Raw genomic sequence first — 22935 nt, 5'->3', positions numbered from 1 at the left:
CTTTACAGTTGTTCAGGCAGGAAGTCACCACAAAGTAGGTGATGTGATCAAAGAAACTCCGGATGAGTTGTTCCACCATTTCCGCACTGCGGTTATGAACGGACAGGTGAAGGACGGAAAAATCACGTTGCATGACGGTTCTGTTGCAACATGGAAAAAGAAAAATGATGAGCACATGGAGTTGATCATCAAAACAGACGGAACGGGTCATTACTTAAGTAAAGTGACTAAAATTCACGGGAAAGAAGCTGAAGTGAAATATTGGGAGTCTGTTAACTCAGGAAAGAAAGGTGCTATCATCTACGGTGCTGATTTGACAAACAACGAATACGGTCCTTCTCAATACGGACAATTCTTCTTCTTCATTACAGGTTTCCACGGATTCCACGTATTCTCAGGAGTAGTGATCAATATTTTAATTTTCTTAGGAGTTGCCCGTGGTACTTACCACAAGCGCGGACACTATGAAATGGTTGAGAAAACAGGATTGTACTGGCACTTTGTCGATTTAGTTTGGGTGTTTGTATTTACATTCTTCTACTTAGTTTAATTTTTTTAGAACGAATATATCATGGAAAGAGACGATATTATTGAATACTCATTAGATACGCATCATAGCGAAGAAGCTGGTAAGAAGATTCGTCGCAAGATTTGGTTGGTAACCGCGATCTTAACTGTTATCACTGCTTTTGAAGTAGCAGTTGGAGCCTTAGTTCATCAGGACAGCCCGTCATGGTGGATTGTAAAATTAGTTTTCATCGCTTTGACTTTATTGAAAGCAGGTTACATCGTATTGGTGTTTATGCACCTGGGTGATGAGAGAAAGATTTTGAAGTATTGCATTTTAGTTCCGTATTTTATTTTTATCATTTATTTGATTTTCATAGCCCTGACTGAAGCTAACGCAGTTCATACGGCTTGGGAAACATACGGAGGATAGTTCTCATTTAAACGATTTATAGCCAATGGCTAAGTCAAACTCTAAGGCCGGTTCGTTAAAATCAGTGTTCCCACTACTGCTTTTATTCGGACCGGCTCTTATTTTAATATTTATCTCCACTCGGGGTTGCGAACACAAGTTCAAGGAGCTGGATGATTACGGAGTAATTCCACAGTTTTCCTTTACAGATGCAAAAGGAAAGGTTTATACCAACAATTCTTTCAAGAATCAGATTGTGATTTACACAACGATTCAACCTTCTTGTCCCGATTCCTGCGGAGTTTCAATCTGGCATCTGGATCAGTTAGTTTACCAAAGACTTCGCGAGAACAAAAAACGATTGGGTCATGTCAAACTGGTTTCAGTATTGACGGATGGTTACGGAAATCCCGACAAGCGCATTCAAGATGTTGAGTACATGCTCAGAGACCGCGTTGAAGGCTTTGATCCGAAGATCTGGATTATTGTTTCCGGTGACGCCAAATCCATTTACAACATCAAACACAACGGACAAACGCTTTTGCAGGAAGATAAAAAATATTTCGGCGGAAATGGTTTCCAGGAACTGATGTTGCTGGCTGATAAAAGCAATCATTTGAGAATGGTTCTTCCGGGAAAAACCGAGAGCACGATTCGTACTATGCGCGATCATCTGGCGCTTCTGGAAAAAGAATACGATATTAAGGCGTACAAACTGAAGAAGAAATCCGCTGCGGCGGATTGATAAAGAATAAGCGTTAGCGCGGTTTCATAAAGAGAATTAATGACAAGAAACATGAAATGGATTTTACAAGTTTCGCTGATTCTAATCCTACTTACAAGCTGTAGAACCGATTCCCAAAAGAAACCGAAAGCTCTTCCCTATTTTGGAAACTATGACATTGTTTTTTCTGAAACCAACGGTGTACAGTCGGTAGATACGGTTTTTCCGAAAATCCCCGCATTTTCTTACCTGAACCAGGATTCGGTGATGATTACCTCCAAATCCATGAAAGGAAAGGTTTGGATCGCTAATTTCTTCTTCACAAGCTGCCCGAGCATTTGTCCGCCGATGATTTCTCAAATGAAACGTCTGAACATCCTCACACAGGATTTAGCTTCAGAAGTGCAATTCATGTCTTTCAGTATCGATCCGAAAACAGATCAGCCGCATGTATTGAAAACATACATCAAAAACAACGGAATCCGGACTAAAAACTGGTATTTTTTCACCGGAGATGAGGATAAAACCCATCGTTTGGGAGTGGTGAATTTCATGGTTCATGCCGACAAAGATCCGATGGCTGCGGGAGGTTTTGCACACAGTGACGGAATGGTTCTGGTTGACAGAGAAGGATATGTTCGTGGTGTTTACCGTGGAACTCAAACCCAGGAAGTAGACAAACTGAATAAAGATTTACGCAAATTATTAGAAATTGAATATGGAATCAAATCAAAGCACTAAGCCCGGAATTCGCAAGCTTATCATCGCATTGTCGATCGTTATTCCTATTGTTGTTGCTGTTCTTTTCAAAGTGAAAATTGCAGATACGGATTTGTCGTTCCTCCCGCATATTTACGCCGGAATTAATGCTGTAACGGCTGTTTTGTTAGTGGTAGCTTTGGTTGCTATCAAACAGAAAAAAATCAAGGCACATGAAACGGTCATCAAAATCTGTATGGTTCTTTCCGTTTTGTTTCTGGTTTGTTATGTTGCTTATCACATGACTTCTGATCCTACACTTTACGGAGATGTTAACGGGAACGGGGAATTGGATTTATATGAAAAAATGACGCTTTCTACTGCAAGCAAATTCACGTATTATTTCATTCTGATCACACATATTATCTTAAGTGTTGCTGTGATTCCGATGGTTCTTTTCTCGTATTTGTATGCCTGGGAAGGAAAGTTCGACAAGCACCGCAAATGGACAAAAATTACCTGGCCTTTGTGGTTTTATGTCGCTGCAAGCGGGGTGGTGGTTTATTTGATGATTTCTCCGTATTACGCTCATTAGTATACCACATAGGAACATAGACCACATAGTTTTAGGGGAATTACATGCTATGTTTTCTATGTGAATTATTGTGATTGAAAAACAAACCGCATAGCTTGTTTTATTGTTTTCAATTAAACAAATTTCCTATTTGGTCTATGTGTCTATTGTGGTTTATTTGATGATTCCCATACTATAATTCATTAAAACTGTTAGCTTAGCAAATTGATCCTGAATCCATTTGTTATGAAACAAGCACTCCTTATTGCCAGCATTACTGCTCTTTCGTTATTCTCTTGTGGGGAAAGGAAAGTTCATTCGCGCGAAAAGCCAATGATCGACCATTCCGTTAAGCACTGGGATCCTAATACCATCAAACCAGAGAAAAGTCCTTATCTGAATCGGTTGGAATTGGGAGATTACCTGAAAAAAGCTCCTAAAATTACTCCGACGACCTCTGCCGGAAATCCATTTGATACCCTGAATTACAACCAGGTTGTTGCCTACAAGTATTTTAACCAGGGAGAACGCAATCCACAGGTATACAATAAACGGTTGTATTCTCTCATAGATGTCATTGAAAACCAACACGCCATGAATCAGTCTGAAGCGGATCAATTTCTCCGGCTTCTTTCAGCACGGTCTACTTATGGCGGAATGCGAATGGCCTGTTTTGAACCCCGATTGGGAATTGTTTTCTACAGAGATGGCAGATATGTCAACCAAATAAGCATTTGCATGGAATGTAATTACCTAGAAGCTCCTTTTCAGATTCCAGCGCTTGAAAGACAACGAAAAATCAGTGAAAAATACTATACCGGTGATAATGACTACGGCTTTTCCAAAAAAGGAAGAAATGGTATCAACCAGCTTTTGAAGGAGTTTAAATTTGTCGAATAAAGATCCTGGTCAACGGAAATCTGAAGGGCAACTTCCTTTGCCGCCCATACGAATCATTAAACCGATTCCGAAAAAGGTATACCAATCGCGCGTAGCACGGTTTCCGCGCTGACCATACCGGTTTCCATCCAGGCTGCGGTTACTTAATGCTGCGGAAGTAGGTCCGTTTGCTGCCGCCAACAATACCGGATCAACGTAGCGGTATCCGCCAACATCATCCAGGTAATCCGTGAACATAAAGCGGATTCCGTATTCGAAATTCAAGCCGATATTCGGAGAAAGGGTGATCCGCGCTCCAACTGCCAACGGAATTCCTAACTGAACCCGGGAATACTTTCCGCGATCTGCCAGGTCGGTTCCCTGTCCTTCAGTTCCCAAAGGTTGCAGGTCGACCAAAGCTCCGTTGTAATCCGCTCTCGGGTTGATACGTGTCAATGATATTTCCGCCAATAAGTAAGCTGTTCCTTTGTATCTTCTGTTCCCGATCTCAAAAGGAAAATAAGTGACTTCTATTCCTGATCCGAGTTCAAATAAATCTGTTTGAAAGGATAAATTTCTATTCTTATAAAATGCATCCTTTTGGTCGCTGTCATACCCTTCAATCTTTCCGTAAGTGAAATTCAACCGGTAAGCCATTCGCGCATTGATATTGTAGCGATAAAGTAATTGCCCCGCAAGATTTGTGTGACGGAAGTGCCGCTGATTCAGGTCTCCGATGTAATAACTTCCGCCGGCCATAAAGCCAATTTCAGAACGCGACAACGCATTGTGACGATGCGCTTTCTGGCACCACGTCCATGAAGTAATCACACAAAGAAATAAGACCAGAATACTTTTCTGCATAGCATTATAACGGAATAGGAAGTAATTAATTGTGCGTTCCGGCTGTCATTGGGGTCAAAATCCCTTTTTTAATCAACAACTCAGCAATTTGAACTGCATTTGTTGCTGCTCCTTTTCGTAAGTTATCCGCCACAACCCACATGTTCAGTGTTTTCGGCTGTGTTTCATCTCTCCGGATTCGTCCTACAAACACATCGTCTTTTGCTTCAGCAAAACGCGGCATCGGGTAGGAATTTGTTGTCGGATCATCTTTCAAAGTAATTCCCGGAGTTTCATGCAATAGTTTGCGAACGTCTGCCAATTCGAATTCGTTTTCAAATTCCACATTTACCGCTTCCGAATGTCCGCCTACAACCGGAACACGCACAGCAGTTGCGGTTACTGAAATAGCAGGATCCAATATTTTCTTTGTCTCATTAGACAATTTCATTTCTTCCTTCGTGTACCCGTTATCCAGGAATGAATCGCAATGCGGAATGCAGTTTTTATCAATCGGGTAATTGTAGGCCATTTCTCCGGAAATTCCTGCACGTTCATTTTCCAATTGCTGAACTGCTTTCACTCCGGTTCCGGTAATGGATTGATACGTGGAAACAACAACTCTTTTCACTCCGTAAGCTTTATGTAACGGCATTAAAGCCATGACCAACTGAATGGTACTGCAATTTGGATTCGCAATAATCTTGTCTGCAGCAGTTAAAATATCTCCGTTGATTTCCGGAACGATCAGTTTTTTATCCGGATCCATTCTCCATGCAGAACTATTGTCAATCACAGTAGTACCAACCGCTTCAAATTTCGGAGCCCATTCCAGAGAAGTTTCTCCTCCGGCAGAAAAAATAGCTACGTCCGGTTTCATGTTAACAGCTGTTGCCAAATCCACAACCGGAAATTCCAATCCACCGAATTCGATCATTTTACCAACTGATTTCTCAGAAGCTACAGGGATTAATTCGGTAATGGGAAATGAACGTTCTTTCAATACTTCCAACATGACATTTCCAACCATTCCTGTTGCTCCGACAACTGCTACTCTCATAACTAAAAAACTTTTGACAAAAATAGTTTATTTCATCCTTCCGAAGTGAAAGTAATGGAAAATTGAAAATGTAAAATTTAGAAGAAATAGCATTCCTATACATAAGGAAATTCTCTTTTCAATTATCCATTCTCACTTGAATATCGTACCTTTGCACCTGAAAATTCATTTTCACCGATTTGAAGTGAGGAAAAGTTCATCACACGTGACAATCAGTTCGGACCATTTTTACAGAACATTTTCATGCAATTTGATGAATTAAACTTGCTTCCACATTTATTGGATGCACTAAAAGAATTAGAATACACTACCCCAACCCCAATCCAGGAGCAATCCATCCCAAGTTTATTAGAAGGCAAAGATTTATTCGGTTGTGCTCAAACGGGAACAGGTAAAACGGCTGCTTTTGCGTTACCTATTTTACAACATCTGGAACCGGAAGGCCTAGTGAAAGGAAAACGACCTATCCGTTGTTTGGTCCTTGCTCCAACAAGAGAATTGGCAAACCAGATCAACGATAGTTTCAAAGCTTACGGAAAGTTTTCCAAGTTGCGTTCCATGGTTATTTTCGGCGGAGTAAACCAAAACAAACAAGTGAACCAGTTGAATGCCGGAATTGACATTTTGGTTGCCACTCCCGGACGCCTACTGGATTTAATGAATCAGGGACACATTCACTTGTCCAAGATTACCCATTTTGTATTGGATGAAGCGGATCGTATGTTAGACATGGGATTCATTCACGACATTAAAAAGATTCTTCCGCGTTTACCGAAGAACAAGCAAAACATTTTCTTCTCAGCGACCATTTCTCCAACCATTATGGAGTTGGCAGGAACCATTCTATTCGACCCGGTAAATGTACGTGTTACGCCTGTTTCATCAACGGCGGAAATCGTGGAGCAATTTGTTTATTATGTTGAGAAGGCGGATAAACGCAATTTTCTGAAGCAATTGATCAAGACTGAAAATATTTCTCACGCGATTGTTTTTACACGTACGAAACACGGTGCAGACCGCGTTGCAAGAGAATTAACAAAATCCGGGCTCCGCGCAGAAGCCATTCACGGAGATAAATCTCAAAATGCGCGCGAACGGGCTTTAGCAGGATTCAAAAACAGAACTGTTAGTTTTTTGGTCGCTACGGATATTGCTTCCCGCGGAATTGACGTGGATCAATTGGAATACGTGATCAATTTTGAGATTCCGGAAGTTGCCGAAACGTATGTCCACCGGATTGGTAGAACGGGTCGTGCAGGTTCAAGCGGAATTGCGTATACCATGTGTTCAAGTGAAGAAAAAGCTTATTTGAAAGCTATTCAAAAGCTGATCAATCAGCAAATTCCTGAGCGAAAGCTGAAATAAATTTCGAAAAATGACACCATTGGATTAGTTGCATATCGTCATATGGCGATATGCAACTATCTTGATATTCAGAAATTTCTATTCAAAAACTATCCATTTTCCTTCTTCTAAAAGTCTGGCTTTTGTATATTTAGTCCGACTTAATAACTATGAAGGCACTTTTTACTGCACTTACACTACTATTCCCTCTTTTTGCCTGGAATCAGGTAACAGATGATTTTTCGGATGGGAACTTCACTGCAAATCCTGCCTGGACAGGAACGGATGCACAATACATCGTCAATAACAGTCAGCAGCTCCAGCTGAATAATACGGTAGCGGCAACTTCCTATCTGGCAACTCCGCATCAGCTGACTTCTTTAGACAATAAGCAATGGGAGATTTTCGTGAAACAACCTTTTGCTCCGAGCTCAAGTAATTTCGGTCGCGTTTACTTAACTGCAAGTTCTTCCGATCTGACAACCAATCCGGATGGGTTTTACCTGCAATTCGGAGAAGCGGGAGCAACAGATGCTGTCCGTCTATTCAAGATTATTTCCGGCGTTTCAACCCCCATTTGCGCCGCTCCGGATGGCCAGATTGCTGCTTCATTTTCTGTAAGAATAAAAGTAATCCGCAATAATGCCGGACTTTGGAAACTGTATGTCGACGCAACAGGAGGAACCAATTTCGGGACTCCTTACACCGGCACGGATGCGAGCTTGCTTTTGGGAACACATTTCGGCGTGTTTCAAACCTATACGGCTTCCAACTCCACCAAATTTTATTACGATGATGTCTATATCGGAGACGAAATAATCGACACGCAGGCCCCAAGTTTAACGAGTGCAACTCCAATCAGCAATTCGCAGGTAGATTTGCTATTCAGTGAACCGATCGGAGGAGTTTCCATGCTTCAGACAACAAATTACACTTTCAATCCGGCGGTTTCTCTTTCCGGCGCTGTTCCCGACGCATCGAACAATGCTTTATTGCATCTGACTTTGAGCAACAGTTTGACGAATGGGCAAAATTACCAGGTAACAGTTTCAGCAATTGAGGATGTTTTCGGAAATGCCGCTTCGAATCTGACAGCCAGCTTTACTTATCTCGTTGGAGAAACGGCTGTTAAGGGGGACCTGATTATTTCGGAAATCATGGTCGATCCTTCTCCTGTCATTGGTTTGCCCGAATTGGAATTCGTCGAAATTCACAACAAGAGCAACAAGTACATTAATCTTGCCGGCTGGAAACTAGGCGATCAGAGCGGTGACGGAACGATTATTTCCGGGTTCATCAATCCGGGCGAATACAAAATTCTTTGTGCGACGGCCAATGTTCCTGAGTTTCCGGGATCGTACGGAGTGAGCAGCTTTCCGAGTTATAATAATTCAAGTGATGATGTGGTTTTGAAAGACAACAGCGGAGCTCTCATCGACAAAATTTCCTACACGGATAATTGGTACCAGGATGCTGTTAAAAAAGCCGGAGGTTACACACTGGAACTCATCAATCCGAATGATCCTTGTTCCGACGCATCTAACTGGGTCGCTTCAAACAGCGCAAACGGAGGAACTCCGGGAATTCAGAATTCTGTGCACAATACTACTCCCGACACGCAAATTCCGCATTTGTCGGGTTTGATTGCTCTGAGTCCGAATTACCTGGAAGTGAATTTTTCGGAAGGAATGGATTCTCTGAGTTTGGTCAATGCAACTTTGAACACCAACCCGGGTTTAACGGTTCAAACGATTTATGTTGCATCCGCATTTTCGAACCAGGCTTTGATTACTTTTAACGAGAACCTGGCTTTGAGTCAGCAGTATCAATTGTCTTACGGCCAGGTCAGCGATTGTTGGTTAAACTCAACTACTTTATCCGGAAATTTTGCACTTGCAGATATTCCTCAGCAAGGCGATCTGATAATCAATGAAATTCTGTTCGACCCGGTTACAGGCGGTTCAGATTTTGTAGAGCTTTACAATCGTTCTTCGAAAATCATTAATCTCAATGATCTGAGTATAACCAAATACAACGGAGATACCATTCAGCTAACTCAAAATTATTTGCTGAGTCCGAATACATACGTGGTTCTGACTCCGGACAGCAATTACCAGAAAAACACGTTTCCGGAAGCTGTTTCGGGAAGATTTTACAGTACTCCGCTTCCGGCTTTGAATAATGATTCATCAACCTTTATTCTGCTCTTCAATTCGATGTTGATTGATAAAGTCAGTTACAACGAAGACTGGCATTTATCTTTGATAGATAACACCGAAAACAAGACGCTGGAACGCATTCATCCGGATGGACCTTCTTCCAGTGCTTCAAACTGGCATACAGCTGCTGAAACAATCGGTTTTGGGACACCGGGAAGAATCAATTCGCAATACATGGCCGGAAATGTTTCATCCGGCTTTGGAACAAGCGAACCGATCTTTTCACCGGATAATGACGGTTTCCAGGATGTGCTGTTGTTTCAATACCGGTTCGATGAGGCTATGATTGCAACTTTGAAAATTTTCGATAGCCAGGGAAGAGAAGTGCATACGTTATTTTCCAGTGAATTACTTGGATCGGAGGGCAGTTTTACCTGGGATGGAGTAGCGGCAAACAATCAAAAAGCACCAATTGGGATTTATATTGCTGTTATTGAGGCATTTTCAGTCAATGGCGGAAAACCGGTTGCGAAGCGCGTGAGTTTTACATTGGCAGGGAAACTTGACTAGGTATATTGAAGATTTCCCGAAATCCCAAAAACCCCATTTCCCAATATTGGGACGAATCTGATTTTCAGTTCATTACAAAATAATTTAACATCTATAGATCATATGAATTAAATAACGCTGCAAAAAAACTACTTTTGTGCCGAAATTTAAATCACCATCTAAATGAAACGAACTATTCTGTTCTTAGCAATTCTATTTTTATCGGCTCAATTAAACACTTTTGGACAAACCAAAAAAACGGTTTTTGATGCAAAATTCGACCTGTCAGCAGAGGTAAAGGGAAAAGGATTCGGCTTTATGACTTTGGGTTCTGACGGAACTTACACCTATTCTCTCAGTGTCAAGGGAGTTAATTTTATGATGATTCCGATCGGATTCAAGTACATCATCAATAAATTCGACTCCAAAATGAATCGCGTTCTTTCCAAGAAAGTCCCAATGAAAACGGACATCTACAAATTAGGAATGTATCGCGCACCGCTCGATATGAAAATGATCGACAATCGCCTGATCCAAACGGTAAGTACGCTGGATAAAAAAGCAGAAACGCGAAGTATTTACCTGATCGAATACGACAAAGACAATTTGACACAGACAAACACGCTTGAGATTGGGTCGTTCCCTGAAAAAGGAAAGCAAAAGAACGATATGAACACTTTTTTCGATCCTAAAAACAACCAGGAATTTGCACTTGTTGTACAATCCTCTAAGAGTTCCGGAAGTTCGAAAGCGACGCTGTTTGTAATCAATAACGAACTGCAAACAGCATTGAAAACGGATTTTGATGTGGAAGGCGAATACGACAAAACAACTTTCGGAAATTACATCATTTCTGAAAATTCCATTGCTTTTACATGCAGAACAAGAGGTGGGAAAAATGAATCTGATAAACTTGATTTCTACCTTGTAGACCGGAAAAGCGAAAATCTTCAGCAGTTTGAAATTTCATTGAGCGATATCGGAAACAATATTTCTGATTTCGAGTGTGCAATGGACGCTTCAGGGAAACTTCATATTTCCGGATTTTACAGCTCGGGAGTTAAAAAGACCAATGACTCGGGTGGTGTTTTCACTCAAATTTACGACACGAAATCAGGTGAAAAACTAAGCGAGGATGTGCATCCCTTTACCTTCGATTTCATTACGGAAAACATGTCTGAAAAGCAGAAAAATAAAACGGAGAAGAAAATCAATAAAGGAAAGGATTACGATGTTTACGAATACCTGGTAAGAGAAGTTATTCCTAACAAAGACGGAAGTTCTATTCTGGTTGCCGAGCGTTTTCGTTACTATGAAACAACTTATACTGATTCCAAAGGAAACAGACATACTACACCACATTATGTTCACGCTGATTTGATCACTGTAAGAACCAATAAGGATGGTGAAATCGAGTGGGTTCAACGTTTCAAGAAATTCAATCACGCTACCAATGCAATGGCCGGACAAATGTTGTTTCACAATATAGAAGATCATTTCTATGTCGTATTCTCGGAAGAAGGAAAACTGAAAATGGCTGAAATCAGCAAGAAAGACGGAACCAGCAAATCAAAAGATGTATTCAGTAAAGATCAGATCGGGAATTATGTTCCTTCTTTGGGGAGTACTGTTCAAACTTCACCGACAGATTACCTGAGTCAGTTTATCCGTATAAAAAAGGCTAAAATTCTGACGATTTCTTTCGAGAAGTAGTTCTTTACAAACTGGGTATCTCAAAACTTGATACCGCAATAGTGCGATATGTAACTATCCCGATTTTGCAATGTTTCTTTTATCGAAAAACCCCAATGTTCTCAACGATCATTGGGGTTTTAGTTTAAGATTATATCAGCTGTTTATTCAACATAACTCAGCTTTAACATGTTTGATTTTCCATTTTCCTCGATTGGAATTGAAGCGATATTAATCACCAGATCTCCCTGCTTCAACAAACCATCTTTCGTCAAAAGATACTTGATATCGGCAATTGTATGATCAGTACTTACTTTTTTATCGTAGTAAAACGCGCGAACTCCCCAAACCAAACTCAACTGTGTAATGATTTCTTTGTTTCCGGTGAATACGAAAATTGGAGCATTGGGGCGTTGTGAAGCAATCTTGTAAGCCGTGTAACCAGAAAACGACATCGTAATAATCGCATCAGCTTCCACACGCTGCGCCAAACGACAGGCATTGAAACAAATCGAATCCGAAATAAACCGCGACTGAGACTTGTCGGGAAGTTGATCTTTGTGATAGATTCCGTCAAATTTCTCCATTTCTTCCACGATGTTTACCATTGTACGGATCACCTCGATCGGGAATTTCCCTACGGAAGTTTCTCCTGAAAGCATCACAGCATCTGCGCCATCCAATACCGCATTCGCCACGTCATTCACTTCCTCACGAGTCGGAGTGATATTCGTGATCATGCTTTCCATCATTTGTGTGGCAACGATCACCGGTTTTGCGTGCTGATGTCCTTTACGGATCAACATTTTCTGAATCAACGGCACGTTTTGATATGGAATTTCCACCCCTAAATCTCCACGAGCCACCATCAACGCATCTGTTACTTTAATGATTTCGTCAATATCGTCAATCGCTTCCGGTTTTTCAATTTTAGCTACCACGCGGGCCTTCGCCTGGCGGTTTGAAATAATGTGCTTCAATTCGATGATATCACGCGCCGAACGAACGAACGACAATCCGATCCAATCCACATCCATTCCGATTGCGAATTCCAAATCCTCGCGGTCTTTTTCAGTTAAAGACGGAAGTGAAATTTTGGTGTTCGGAAGGTTTACTCCTTTTTTCGAGGAAAGAATTCCTCCGTGGATCACTTTTGCCTTGATCAGAGACTCGCCATTGGTTTCAAGGATCTCCATCTGCAATTTTCCGTCATCCAGCAAAATGCGTTCACCAGGCTGCACATCACGCGGCATTTGAGCGTAACTGATTCCAAAGCGTTCAGCATTTCCGGTAATTCGTTCCGTCACAATGGTCACAATGCTTCCTTCTTCCATCATTACGCCATTGTTTTCCATTTCGTAAGTTCGGATCTTCGGACCTTGCAAATCTGCCAGGATCGCTACATTCAAGCCTGTTTCAGCATTGATTTCACGAATCATTTCAATACTTTTTTTATGGTCTTCGTGCGAACCATGCGAACAATTCAAACGACAAACGTTCAAACCATCCAATATCATTTGTTTTAGTACTTCTTTATCCGCAGTAGCCGGACCCAAGGTCGCTACGATTTTTGTTTTTTTCATTCGAAAATTATTAATTCAGCTGAAGGAATTGCGCCGGCCTCAAAGACGTAAGCGGCCATAACACTGTTTGATTCACGGATGCGTTCTACAATATCTTCCAGTTCGTGGAGGATGTTTTCACGCAGAATCAAAAAATAATCAATCTGATTCTTTTCCGGGATCAGAAACTTTCCTTCTGATTTGTTCTTAATTAAATACCATTCCATGTGGTCGACCTCATCGAAATACACATGAAAACTATGTTGCGAAACAATTGTTCCTTTTTTAGATTGAATCACGAAAGGTTCTTCGCTTTTGGTAAGCTCCAGGTCCAGGATTTTATTGATCCCCCAAGCCAATCGGTAGTCACTGTGATGAGAACAGATTCCGATTAATTCAAAGTCGACAGAAGTTTCCAGTGAAAGTACATGACGCTTTTGTTTGCTCATCCACTTTAAAATTTATACTTGTGAAGTTACGCAATATATTGCACATGGCAATCTCCCGGAAGTTAGGATTTGGTTAAGAAATGGTATTTTTCGGGCTTGAATCGGTCGGTTACAACTCCCCCATCAGGGTGAGCGTTTCTTTCGCTGCTGCCTGCTCTGCTAGTTTCTTGGAATTCCCCGACCCTTTTCCGTAGTTTGTTCCGTTCACCTGCACGATGACTTCGTAGAACCACGCTCCATGGTTGTTTTCTTCTCTCAGAACCACGAATTCCAGACTCAGCCTTCGCTTCTGACTCCAGATAAACAATTTGGATTTAAAATCGATCTCTTCTTCCAGGATTTTGTTCAGATCTACGTATTTGCGGAAGATGTGATTATAGATGATCTTTTTGGTCGCTTCATACGAACTGTCCAGGTAGATTGCACCAATGATTGCCTCAAAGGCATTTCCTTCCAAAGAAGCCAGGTTAATGGATCTTCCTTTGTTGTATCGAAGGATGGAACGCAATTCGAGCTCTTCACCTATTTCAGAAAGCGTCTTCCGGGAAACCACTTTTGATTTTACTTTGGTCAGATATCCTTCATCTTCATCGGGAAAGCGCTGGAACAGAAATTCTGCAATAATCGAATCCAAAATGGCATCACCCAAAAATTCCAGGCGTTCATTGGAAAAATCCTTTTGCCCGTGATAAGCCACCGAACGGTGTGTGACAGCCTGGTAAAATAATTCGATGTTTTTCGGACGATATCCAAAGCGGTTCACAAAGAACCGAATGAACGCAACGTCTTCTGAAGACCGCTTTTGCTTGAAGAATGGTAGTAGTCGCACCTAAATCTTAACCTTTATACTTTCGCACAATCACAGAGGTATTGTGACCACCGAAGCCGAAGGTGTTTGATAAGGCAACATCCACAGTACGGTGCTGAGCTTTGTTAAATGTAAAATTCAATTTGTTGTCAATTTCGGGATCGTCCGTAAAATGATTGATTGTAGGCGGAACTACATCATTTTTAACAGCAAGAATACATGCAATTGCTTCAATAGCTCCTGCTGCCCCCAATAAATGTCCGGTCATTGACTTCGTTGAACTGATGTTCAACTTGTAGGCATGTTCTCCGAAAACCTGCAGAATTGCTTTTGTTTCAGCAATATCTCCAAGCGGAGTAGACGTACCATGAACGTTTACGTAATCAATTGCCGTTGCATCCAACTCAGCGTCTTCCAAAGCAGCAATCATTACATTTCTTGCACCTATTCCATCCGGATGCGGAGCTGTCATGTGATAAGCATCACCAGACATTCCACCTCCAAGAACCTCCGCATAAATTTTAGCTCCGCGCTTCTTTGCATGCTCGTATTCTTCCAGGATCAATGCTCCGCCACCTTCGCCTAAGACAAAACCATCACGGTCAAGATCAAAAGGACGGGAAGCAGTTTCAGGAGAGTCATTACGTGTTGAAAGGGCTTTCAACGCATTAAATCCTCCCATTCCCATTTCGTTTACTGCTGCTTCAGAACCACCTGTAACAATCGCATCCGCTTTACCTAAACGAATCAAATTGAATGCATCAATGATTGCGTTGGTAGATGAAGCACAAGCCGAAACAGTTACATAATTTGGTCCGCGCAAACCATATTTAATCGAAATATGACCTGCAGCAATATCCGAAATCATTTTAGGGATAAAGAACGGATTGAATTTGGGTGTTCCATCTCCGGAGAAGAAATTTTGAGCTTCGTCCTGGAATGTCTTTAAACCACCGATTCCCGAACCCCAAATCACACCGATGCGGTCTAAATTAGGATTCGCTTCCATCAACTCAGAATCAGCCATGGCTTCTGTAGCAGAAACCATGGCGTATTGTGAAAATTGATCTAATTTCCGTGCTTCTTTTCTGTCGAGGTGATCCTCAACATTAAAATTTTTAATCTCACAAGCAAAATGTGTCTTAAACAATGAAGCATCAAATTGTTTGATTGGAGCAGCACCACTCTTCCCATTTAGTAATCCATCCCAATATTCTGCAACAGTATTACCAATAGGTGTAATAGCACCCAATCCAGTTACAACAACCCTCTTCAGCTCCATAAATAGTTAATTCATTAAATAATGCTTGGAAAACTAAGATCTCTTAGTTAGCGTTTTGCTCGATGTAAGAAACTGCGTCACCAACTGTTTGAATGTTCTCAGCTTGATCGTCTGGAATAGCGATGTTGAATTCTTTCTCGAATTCCATGATCAATTCTACAGTATCTAGTGAATCAGCACCTAGATCATTTGTGAAGCTTGCTTCGTTTGTTACTTCGCTTTCTTCAACTCCTAACTTATCTACAATAATAGATATTACTCTTGATTTGATATCAGACATCTCAATTCTTTTATAAGGTTTTTCAGCTTGCAAAGAAAATAGGAAATGCGATAAAAACAAAATATAAAGTGACTTAATTACATTTTCATTCCTTGGAAATTCTCGATTTCAGCTCGAAATCCGCCTGTGCTGTGTCATTTGGATTATGTAACTTTGTGCCATGAATAAGAAATCCATTGCTCTATTCGCGTCAGGGAACGGCTCAAATGCAGTTAATTTGATTCATTTTTTTCAGAATCACCCGCAAATTGAAGTGAAAACCTTAGTTTGTAATAAAGCGGATGCTCCTGTTGTTTCAAAAGCGCAATCATTGGGAATCGAAGTGCTCATTTTTACCAATGAAGCATTCGAAAGCGGCCTTACGGTATTGCAGGAATTGGATTACCGGGCTATTGACTGGATCATTTTAGCTGGTTTTCTGAGAAAAATTCCGGTGAATATTATTCGTGGATTCCAGGACCGGATCATCAATATTCACCCTTCTTTACTGCCGAAATACGGCGGAAAAGGCATGTATGGAAGATTTGTTCACCAGGCCGTGATTGAAGCCAAAGAGGGTGAAAGCGGGATTTCGATTCATTTGGTGAATGAGGAGTTTGACAAGGGAGAAATCCTGGCTCAATTCGAGACTGCTCTTACTTCAGAAGACACGATTGATTCCCTGGCGGAGAAAATTCAGCTTTTAGAACACAAACATTTTCCTATTATTGTAGAACAAACGGTTTTAAACCACTAAGATATGATGAAGTATTTCTGGGCTTTTAATTGGGGCGAACTTTTTAAAGCTTCCATGGTATTGTTTGCCGTGATCGACGTGATTGGATCTGTTCCGCTGATTATTAAGATCAAAGAACAAAGCGGCGACATTCATCCGGCCAGAACCAGTTTTGTTTCATTGGGAATTATGATCGGTTTTTTGATCCTGGGAGAATCCATCCTGAAATTGTTCGGAGTGGATGTCGGTTCGTTTGCCGTTGCCGGTTCACTGATTTTATTCGCCATGAGTTTGGAAATGATTTTAGGTGTGCGCCTGTTCCGGGATTCCGTTTCAGGGAAAACTGCCAGCGTTGTTCCTTTGGCGTTCCCGATCATTGCCGGAGCCGGAACAATGACAACTATCGTTTCGCTTCGTGCTGAGTTTCAGAATATCAATATAGTATTGGCAATTTTATTAAATGTCCTGTTGGTTTATATCGTTTTACGCTTAACCAAAAAGATAGAACATTTACTAGGTCCCGGTGGAATTGCTATTATGAAGAAAGTGTTCGGGATCATCCTGCTTGCAATTGCCGTGAAGCTGTTTACGACCAATATTGCGAAAATTATCTCAACTGCGACAGAAGCACTTTAATTGGGTACTCGGTCCTGCTCAGTCGTCAACTGTCAATGCTAAAAACCAGTTCATAGCCCAAACCGTTTTCTCCGAGAATGATTAGTTCGGCGGAAAGCTGTTCGGACAAGGTTTTAATCAGCTGGATTCCCAGGCTTTCAAATTCTTCTGTTTGAATTTGCTGCGGCAAACCGATTCCGTCGTCTTTGATTTTCAGGCAAAATTCCTCTTCGGAACGCGTAAATCCAATGAAGATTTCTCCGCTCCGATCGGGAAAGGCGTATTTAAAACTGTTGCTTACCGCTTCATTCACGATGAGTCCGATCGGGATCATTCGTTCCGCCTCCAGGTAAAGCGCATCATCTATATCATATATAAAGGAAACTTCCGACTCTTTTCCTGAAAAAGAACTGTTGATACTTAAGGTGAGTGTTTTAATGTAGTCGGAAACCTGGATCCGGCTCAAATCTTTTGTTCTGTAGAGCATTTCGTGGATCATCGACATGGAAATAATGCGATTCTTGCATTCGCGGATCATTGCCAGGAACTTTTCATCCTTGCTGTAAGATGCCTGCAGATTCATCAAACTGGAGATAATTTGCAGGTTGTTCTTTACCCGGTGATGTACTTCCTTTAGAAGAGCTTCGCGTTCCTGTAAAGTAATCACGGAGTTTTCCAGTTCTTCTCCGAGCATATTCACTCCGGATGCAATGGCATCGAACACATCTCCCTGGTTGGTAATTTCTGTCTTCTGATTGAAATCCAGACGCGCATAAGCCATAATTACATCCAATATCGCATTGGTGCGTTGTTGAATATATTTGGCTTCTTCCGGATTCATTTCACCCTGAATTTCTTTAACCACTCAACCGCGCTGTCTTCATCTGAAAACAATTTGGTCGGAACTGCGGGTTTGTTAATTCCAAGGAAAAAATTACCTACTACTTTGCTGACGGATGAGTCGATCAAAATGGCGAAAGCCAATGTATTTGTGTTTCGTCCGTTGGTAGTAAAGAAGTTTCTCGCATCCCGCGTGATAGATTTGATTCCTCTTGCGTCAATTAATAAAGGGAATTTCCTGTCGACATAAAAACCGTTTACAACAACAGAATTTTCCTGTGCATCTTCCAGAACGACTTCCGAACCGGGTTTCACTTTTGTTCTGGCTATTCCGTCTTCACCCATCCAGGTGAAATAACATCTTAAAGAGTGCGCGTTTTCGGGGATGTTCATGTTTTTGCTTTGAAACAAATGTAAATAAAAGAGTCGGGGCGAAAAATTTTTCACCCCGACTCTTTTTTATCCTTATGCTTATTTCTTTTAGTCTTTGATCAGGAACTGGAATCGATCCAAATTCTTCAATGCGATACTTGTTCCACGTGCTACCGCTCTCAACGGATCTTCCGCAATGTGAACCGGCAATTTTGTTTTCTCATTGATTCTGCGATCCAAACCACGCAACATAGAGCCACCACCAGCAAGATAGATTCCTGTTTTGTAGATATCTGCCGAAAGTTCCGGCGGAGTCTGCTCAAGGGCACTTAAAATCGCTTCTTCGATTTTGGAAATGGTTTTATCCAAAGCATGTGCAACTTCCGAATACGTAATGATAATTTCTTTTGGAATACCCGTCATTAAATCACGACCACGAACTGCGTAATCTGCCGGTGGATTTTCCAATTCAGGCAAAGCCGCTCCAACTTCAATTTTGATTTGTTCTGCAGTACGCTCTCCAACCAGGATGTTGTGCTGACGACGCATGTATTCTTCGATATCGGATGTGAAGTCATCACCCGCAATACGGATTGATTTATCACAAACGATTCCTCCCAATGCAATGACTGCAATTTCGGAAGTACCACCACCGATATCAATGATCATGTTCCCCATCGGCTCTTCCACGTCGATACCGATACCGATTGCAGCAGCCATTGGCTCATGAATCAAATAAACTTCTTTTGCTCCGGCATGCTCCGCAGAGTCACGTACCGCACGTTTCTCTACTTCTGTAATTCCCGAAGGAATACAAATCACCATGCGCAACGTAGGATTGAACATTTTTCTTCCCGGATTGATCATTTTGATAAACCCGCGAATCATCTGTTCAGCACTTTGGAAATCCGCAATCACCCCGTCTTTCAAGGGTCTGACTGTTTCAATTAATTTGTGTGTTTTACCGTGCATTTGTTGTGCCTTCTTCCCGATGGCAACAACTTTACCCGTTTGAATATCTTTTGCTACAATTGAAGGCTCATCTACCACTACTTTGTCATTCATAATGATCAGTGTGTTTGCAGTACCTAAGTCAATAGCAATTTCTTGTGTCAGAAAATTAAACAATCCCATCTAGCGCGCTCCTTTTTGCGTTTGCTCCCTTTATTCGTATTATTCTAGGAAATTGTTACAAAATTAGGTTAAATAATCGAAATAAGCTTAAAAGTATATTCGAATTTGCAGAAAGAAATAAGTATTTCAACAGATCAAACTTGAAATCGCTCTAAGTTTCGGAAAAACAAGCGGATTCACTCGGTTTTAGCTCTTCCTTAAAATGAAAAAAGGTACCTCATCTTTGTTGATAAAGTACCTTTTTCCGAAAGTGTATCTTCAAACCAAATCAATTGATTCTTTTTTCGGTCGACCCGTCATCGTAAACATAGATAACAACTCCTTTTTCAGACTCGGAAACTTCCTGTCCGAAGAGGTTTACCACCTTCACTAACTTTTCGGATTTCAAGCGGTTGTCGATCGAAACAATCGTTGGATAGGAACGGGTTTGTCCGTTAAAATCCACTTGTTTGATGCGGTAATAATTGATTGCATTGCGCACATACGTGTAGTGGTTGATCGCGTAATTAATCCGGGATTGGCTGTCTCCCGATCCGTCAATTGCATCAATTTTAGACCATGAATTGTTTTCAGAAGGTGTTGTTGTCCATTCTATTTCAAAATAGTCGTTATTGGATTCTGTTTCTGTTGACCAGTTCAGCACATTGGTGTTTGCAGAATAATTCCCGCTGAAACCTGCCATTTCTACCGGTAAAACAACCGGCGTGCAGCCAATGACTGCTGTTGTGGTATTTCCCGACCAGTTAAAATCGAATGTGTAGCCGATTCCTGAAGAACTGTAGTTATCTATCAGCAAGATGTAAACCTGGTTTGCATTTACATTCAATGCATTCACCCATCTGTTTCCATCTTCGTCTTCGCTGTTGTCCGACTCCCCGGCGCGCATTCCCGTGCTTCCGTTTCCCTGTGCATAGGAGCAACGAACCGGACCGTTTTGAGGCGGACAGTTTGCACTTGCGTTGGAGGCTGTAAAAGGTCCCCAAACAGCGAAATCATAATCGGATCCCGAATTCGGGTTAATTCTGAAAGAAAGCGAACCTGCTGTCTGAACATTGATATAATACCAGGACGATTGATGTTCGCTTCTCAGACATCCTTTGTTTGAGTTCGTCAATTCCTGTGTTCCATAACCGGAACTGTTTCCCGGAAGGGATGATCCGCTGCAGATTTGTTCGGCTGTTCCACAATTGGTTCCCCCGACCTTTTCAATCATTTGTGTCTGACCTTTGGATCGGGTTACGTGTCCGGAAGGAATTCCGATCACCTGCACGATCGAATCGACAAAACGGACCGGATAATTGATTGCCGTACTGAATGAGATCAAATTGTCTTCTACAGATCTGTTGTAAGTATTCGGGATGTGATCCTCGATTGCCGACAGAAAGGTTTTGTTTTCCGCCTGGTGCGAATTCAGTTCAATTTTGTACTGATTTTGTGCTAGTAGTGAGCAAGTTGGTATTGTTAGCAAAGCTAATAACGCAATTTTCATATAACTTAAGTTGTAATACCTCCTATTTACGCACAAAATTACACCCCGGATTTTCATCCGTCACTGTATTATTATTCAAAAGAAATATTTGGCGGGTATCAATGTGCAAAAGGTGTGTTTGAACTAAAATTAAAAGCTTAATTAAGCTTTATGTATCCCAGTAAACACAAGGGGTTCGTTAACATTTCGTTAAAAAATCAAAAAGGGAACTGAAAAGCTCCCTTTCTCAATTTATATTCTTCCGATCAATGTTTAAAGTGTCTGTTTCCTGTAAACACCATTGCCACTCCATGGTTGTTACAGTAATCAATTGATAATTCGTCTTTAATAGATCCTCCCGGTTGAACAACTGCTGTTATTCCGGCAAGGTGTGCAATTTCCACACAATCCGGGAACGGGAAGAAAGCATCTGAAGCCATCACCGCTCCGTTCAAATCGAAACCAAACGTTTTTGCTTTTTCAATTGCCTGGCGCAATGCATCTACACGGGAAGTCTGTCCGGTTCCGCTTGCAATCAACTGTCCGTTTTTCGCCAAAACAATGGTGTTTGATTTGGTATGTTTTACCAGTTTATTCGCAAAAATCAGGTCTTCTACTTCTTGTGCCGTAGGAACTGTTTTGGTTCTTGATTCAAAATTCGCTCCTGTTTCAGAAAGCATGTCTTTGTCTTGCTCCAAAACACCGTTTAAAAGGGTTCTGAACTGACGTCTCGGTAATTCCACCTGTTTCTGGATCAGCAAGATCCGGTTTTTCTTGCTTTTCAAAATTTCTTCTGCATCTGCATCAAAACCCGGTGCAATGACTACTTCACAGAATAAATCATTGATCAAAGCTGCCGTTTCAGCATCAATCTTTCTGTTTGCAATCAGAATTCCTCCGAAAGCAGAAGTCGGATCACCCGCCAATGCATCTGCGTAAGCCTGCGCCAAAGTAGGACGAGTTGCCAAACCACATGCGTTATTGTGTTTCAAGATCGCGAATGTCGGATCGTTGTTTTCAAATTCAGCCATTAATTGCACAGCTGCATCTACATCCAACAAGTTATTATAGGAAAGTTCTTTTCCGTGAATCTGGTCAAACATTGCTGCAAAATCTCCGTGAAACCACCCTTTTTGATGCGGGTTCTCACCGTAGCGCAAAGACTGACTCTGTAAAATGCTTTGTTTGAAAACCGGAATTTCTTCTCCTTCATTGAAGTAATTAAAGATATGTGTATCGTAATGAGACGACACCATAAATGCCGATTTCGCGAATTGTTTTCTTTGTTCCAAACTTGTTGATGCTCCCTGTGTATTTAAAATCTCAAGGAAATCTGCGTATTGATTCACAGACGGAATGATCACAACATCGTTGTAATTTTTCGCAGCGGCACGGATCAATGAAATTCCACCGATATCAATTTTCTCGATGATTGATTGATGATCTGCTCCTGAAGCAACTGTTTCCTCGAATGGATATAAATCCACAATCACCAAATCAACGGTCGGGATATTGAATTCTTTTGCCTGGTCCAAATCTCCCTGAAGGTTTCTTCGGTGAAGAATTCCTCCGAAAATTGCAGGATGTAATGTTTTTACACGTCCTCCGAAAATTTCAGGATATGAAGTCATTGATTCGACAGGAATCACGGGAATTCCCAAACCTTCCATAAACGTTTGAGTACCTCCTGTAGAATAAATTGTCACATTTTCTTCATGCAATTTACGTACGATTGGCTCCAGACCATCTTTGTAATAAACTGAAATTAAAGCTCCTGTAATTTTCTTTGCGTTTTCCATATTTCGACTTTACTCCTGCAAATCAACCTGATTCGAGGGCGCAAAAGTACAGTTTTTAAATGGAAAAACGTTGTAGTTTCTTGAGAATTAATTAGTACCTGTTTCAGATGAAAATTAGCCAGATAAAATTAGTTACCATGGTAAGAGGTGGATAAGTGTACACTTATCC

23 protein-coding genes are annotated in these 22935 nt (G+C 41.3%); 11 read left to right on the top strand and 12 right to left on the bottom strand.

The window, feature by feature from the left end; genetic code table 11:
* The 6 genes from Q1V93_RS14765 to Q1V93_RS14740 form a co-directional block, all read left to right on the top strand.
* A partial coding sequence (locus Q1V93_RS14765; protein WP_300665714.1) for a cytochrome c oxidase subunit 3 occupies positions 1–550 on the top strand: 550 nt, incomplete at its 5' end.
* Between the two features lie 21 nt (positions 551–571).
* Positions 572–940 carry a cytochrome C oxidase subunit IV family protein gene (locus Q1V93_RS14760; protein ID WP_300665713.1) on the top strand — a complete coding sequence of 123 codons (369 nt, stop codon included), beginning with the start codon at positions 572–574 and terminating at the stop codon, positions 938–940.
* A 25-nt stretch (positions 941–965) separates the two neighbouring features.
* A complete protein-coding gene (locus Q1V93_RS14755) occupies positions 966–1664 on the top strand; it encodes a hypothetical protein (RefSeq protein WP_300665711.1) in 699 nt (232 codons plus the stop codon).
* Positions 1665–1715: 51 nt separating this feature from the next.
* Positions 1716–2384 carry an SCO family protein gene (locus Q1V93_RS14750; RefSeq protein ID WP_300665710.1) on the top strand — a complete coding sequence of 223 codons (669 nt, stop codon included), beginning with the start codon at positions 1716–1718 and terminating at the stop codon, positions 2382–2384.
* Positions 2362–2937, top strand: coding sequence for a DUF420 domain-containing protein (locus tag Q1V93_RS14745; RefSeq protein WP_300665708.1), 576 nt, complete (start codon positions 2362–2364; stop codon positions 2935–2937). Before Q1V93_RS14750 ends, Q1V93_RS14745 begins: the two co-directional genes overlap by 23 nt.
* A gap of 225 nt (positions 2938–3162) precedes the next feature.
* Positions 3163–3816, top strand: coding sequence for a hypothetical protein (locus Q1V93_RS14740; protein WP_300665707.1), 654 nt, complete (start codon positions 3163–3165; stop codon positions 3814–3816).
* A gap of 9 nt (positions 3817–3825) precedes the next feature.
* Here Q1V93_RS14740 and Q1V93_RS14735 read toward each other — a convergent pair whose 3' ends face one another.
* Together Q1V93_RS14735 and Q1V93_RS14730 are read right to left on the bottom strand one after the other, a co-directional pair.
* Positions 3826–4659: a DUF6089 family protein gene (locus Q1V93_RS14735; protein WP_300665706.1), complete on the bottom strand. Its 834-nt coding sequence runs from the start codon at positions 4657–4659 to the stop codon at positions 3826–3828.
* 25 nt (positions 4660–4684) lie between these two features.
* A complete protein-coding gene (locus Q1V93_RS14730; RefSeq protein ID WP_300665705.1) occupies positions 4685–5698 on the bottom strand; it encodes an aspartate-semialdehyde dehydrogenase in 1014 nt (337 codons plus the stop codon).
* Positions 5699–5962: 264 nt separating this feature from the next.
* On the opposite strand from Q1V93_RS14730, the gene Q1V93_RS14725 reads away from it, so the two are divergent.
* From Q1V93_RS14725 to Q1V93_RS14715, 3 genes are all read left to right on the top strand, one after another.
* Positions 5963–7063, top strand: coding sequence for a DEAD/DEAH box helicase (locus Q1V93_RS14725; RefSeq protein ID WP_300665704.1), 1101 nt, complete (start codon positions 5963–5965; stop codon positions 7061–7063).
* Positions 7064–7212: 149 nt separating this feature from the next.
* Complete coding sequence (locus Q1V93_RS14720; protein ID WP_300665703.1) at positions 7213–9771, top strand: lamin tail domain-containing protein; 2559 nt, start codon at positions 7213–7215, stop codon at positions 9769–9771.
* Positions 9772–9933: 162 nt separating this feature from the next.
* Positions 9934–11463 (top strand): hypothetical protein, encoded by a 1530-nt coding sequence (locus Q1V93_RS14715; protein WP_300665701.1) that lies wholly within the window; start codon positions 9934–9936, stop codon positions 11461–11463.
* Positions 11464–11606: 143 nt separating this feature from the next.
* Here Q1V93_RS14715 and pyk read toward each other — a convergent pair whose 3' ends face one another.
* From pyk to Q1V93_RS14690, 5 genes are all read right to left on the bottom strand, one after another.
* Positions 11607–13025, bottom strand: a complete 1419-nt coding sequence (pyk, locus tag Q1V93_RS14710; RefSeq protein WP_300665700.1) for a pyruvate kinase — start codon at positions 13023–13025, stop codon at positions 11607–11609.
* On the bottom strand, positions 13022–13453 hold the full coding sequence (locus Q1V93_RS14705) for an IPExxxVDY family protein (protein ID WP_300665699.1): 432 nt from the start codon (positions 13451–13453) through the stop codon (positions 13022–13024). The genes pyk and Q1V93_RS14705 overlap by 4 nt, the downstream gene beginning before the upstream one ends.
* A 109-nt stretch (positions 13454–13562) precedes the next feature.
* The gene (gene rnc / locus Q1V93_RS14700; RefSeq protein WP_300665698.1) at positions 13563–14216 is read right to left on the bottom strand and encodes a ribonuclease III; all 654 of its coding nucleotides are present in this window, start codon (positions 14214–14216) and stop codon (positions 13563–13565) included.
* A gap of 73 nt (positions 14217–14289) precedes the next feature.
* Positions 14290–15543 (bottom strand): beta-ketoacyl-ACP synthase II, encoded by a 1254-nt coding sequence (fabF, locus tag Q1V93_RS14695; protein WP_300665697.1) that lies wholly within the window; start codon positions 15541–15543, stop codon positions 14290–14292.
* 43 nt (positions 15544–15586) lie between these two features.
* A complete protein-coding gene (locus Q1V93_RS14690; protein WP_013686655.1) occupies positions 15587–15823 on the bottom strand; it encodes an acyl carrier protein in 237 nt (78 codons plus the stop codon).
* A 160-nt stretch (positions 15824–15983) separates the two neighbouring features.
* Between Q1V93_RS14690 and Q1V93_RS14685 the strand changes: the two genes are divergently transcribed.
* Both Q1V93_RS14685 and Q1V93_RS14680 read left to right on the top strand, forming a co-directional pair.
* Positions 15984–16559, top strand: coding sequence for a phosphoribosylglycinamide formyltransferase (locus tag Q1V93_RS14685; protein WP_300665695.1), 576 nt, complete (start codon positions 15984–15986; stop codon positions 16557–16559).
* A 3-nt stretch (positions 16560–16562) separates the two neighbouring features.
* Positions 16563–17174 carry a MarC family protein gene (locus tag Q1V93_RS14680; protein WP_300665694.1) on the top strand — a complete coding sequence of 204 codons (612 nt, stop codon included), beginning with the start codon at positions 16563–16565 and terminating at the stop codon, positions 17172–17174.
* Between the two features lie 25 nt (positions 17175–17199).
* Here Q1V93_RS14680 and Q1V93_RS14675 read toward each other — a convergent pair whose 3' ends face one another.
* The 5 genes from Q1V93_RS14675 to purH all read right to left on the bottom strand — a co-directional run bounded on the left by Q1V93_RS14675 (position 17200) and on the right by purH (position 22766).
* Positions 17200–17994: a sensor histidine kinase gene (locus Q1V93_RS14675; protein ID WP_300665693.1), complete on the bottom strand. Its 795-nt coding sequence runs from the start codon at positions 17992–17994 to the stop codon at positions 17200–17202.
* Positions 17991–18386: a hypothetical protein gene (locus Q1V93_RS14670; protein WP_300665692.1), complete on the bottom strand. Its 396-nt coding sequence runs from the start codon at positions 18384–18386 to the stop codon at positions 17991–17993. Before Q1V93_RS14670 ends, Q1V93_RS14675 begins: the two co-directional genes overlap by 4 nt.
* Positions 18387–18473: 87 nt before the next feature.
* Positions 18474–19499 (bottom strand): rod shape-determining protein, encoded by a 1026-nt coding sequence (locus tag Q1V93_RS14665; RefSeq protein WP_124747099.1) that lies wholly within the window; start codon positions 19497–19499, stop codon positions 18474–18476.
* Between the two features lie 268 nt (positions 19500–19767).
* Entirely contained in the window at positions 19768–20988 is a 1221-nt protein-coding gene (locus tag Q1V93_RS14660; protein WP_300665690.1) for a hypothetical protein, read from the bottom strand.
* 245 nt (positions 20989–21233) lie between these two features.
* Positions 21234–22766 (bottom strand): bifunctional phosphoribosylaminoimidazolecarboxamide formyltransferase/IMP cyclohydrolase, encoded by a 1533-nt coding sequence (purH, locus tag Q1V93_RS14655; protein WP_300665688.1) that lies wholly within the window; start codon positions 22764–22766, stop codon positions 21234–21236.
* Between the last annotated feature and the right edge of the window lie 169 nt (positions 22767–22935).

It is taken from the genome of Fluviicola sp., from assembly GCF_030151805.1.
Taxonomy (GTDB): domain Bacteria; phylum Bacteroidota; class Bacteroidia; order Flavobacteriales_D; family Crocinitomicaceae; genus Fluviicola.
This window is presented reverse-complemented; position numbering and strand designations above follow the sequence as displayed.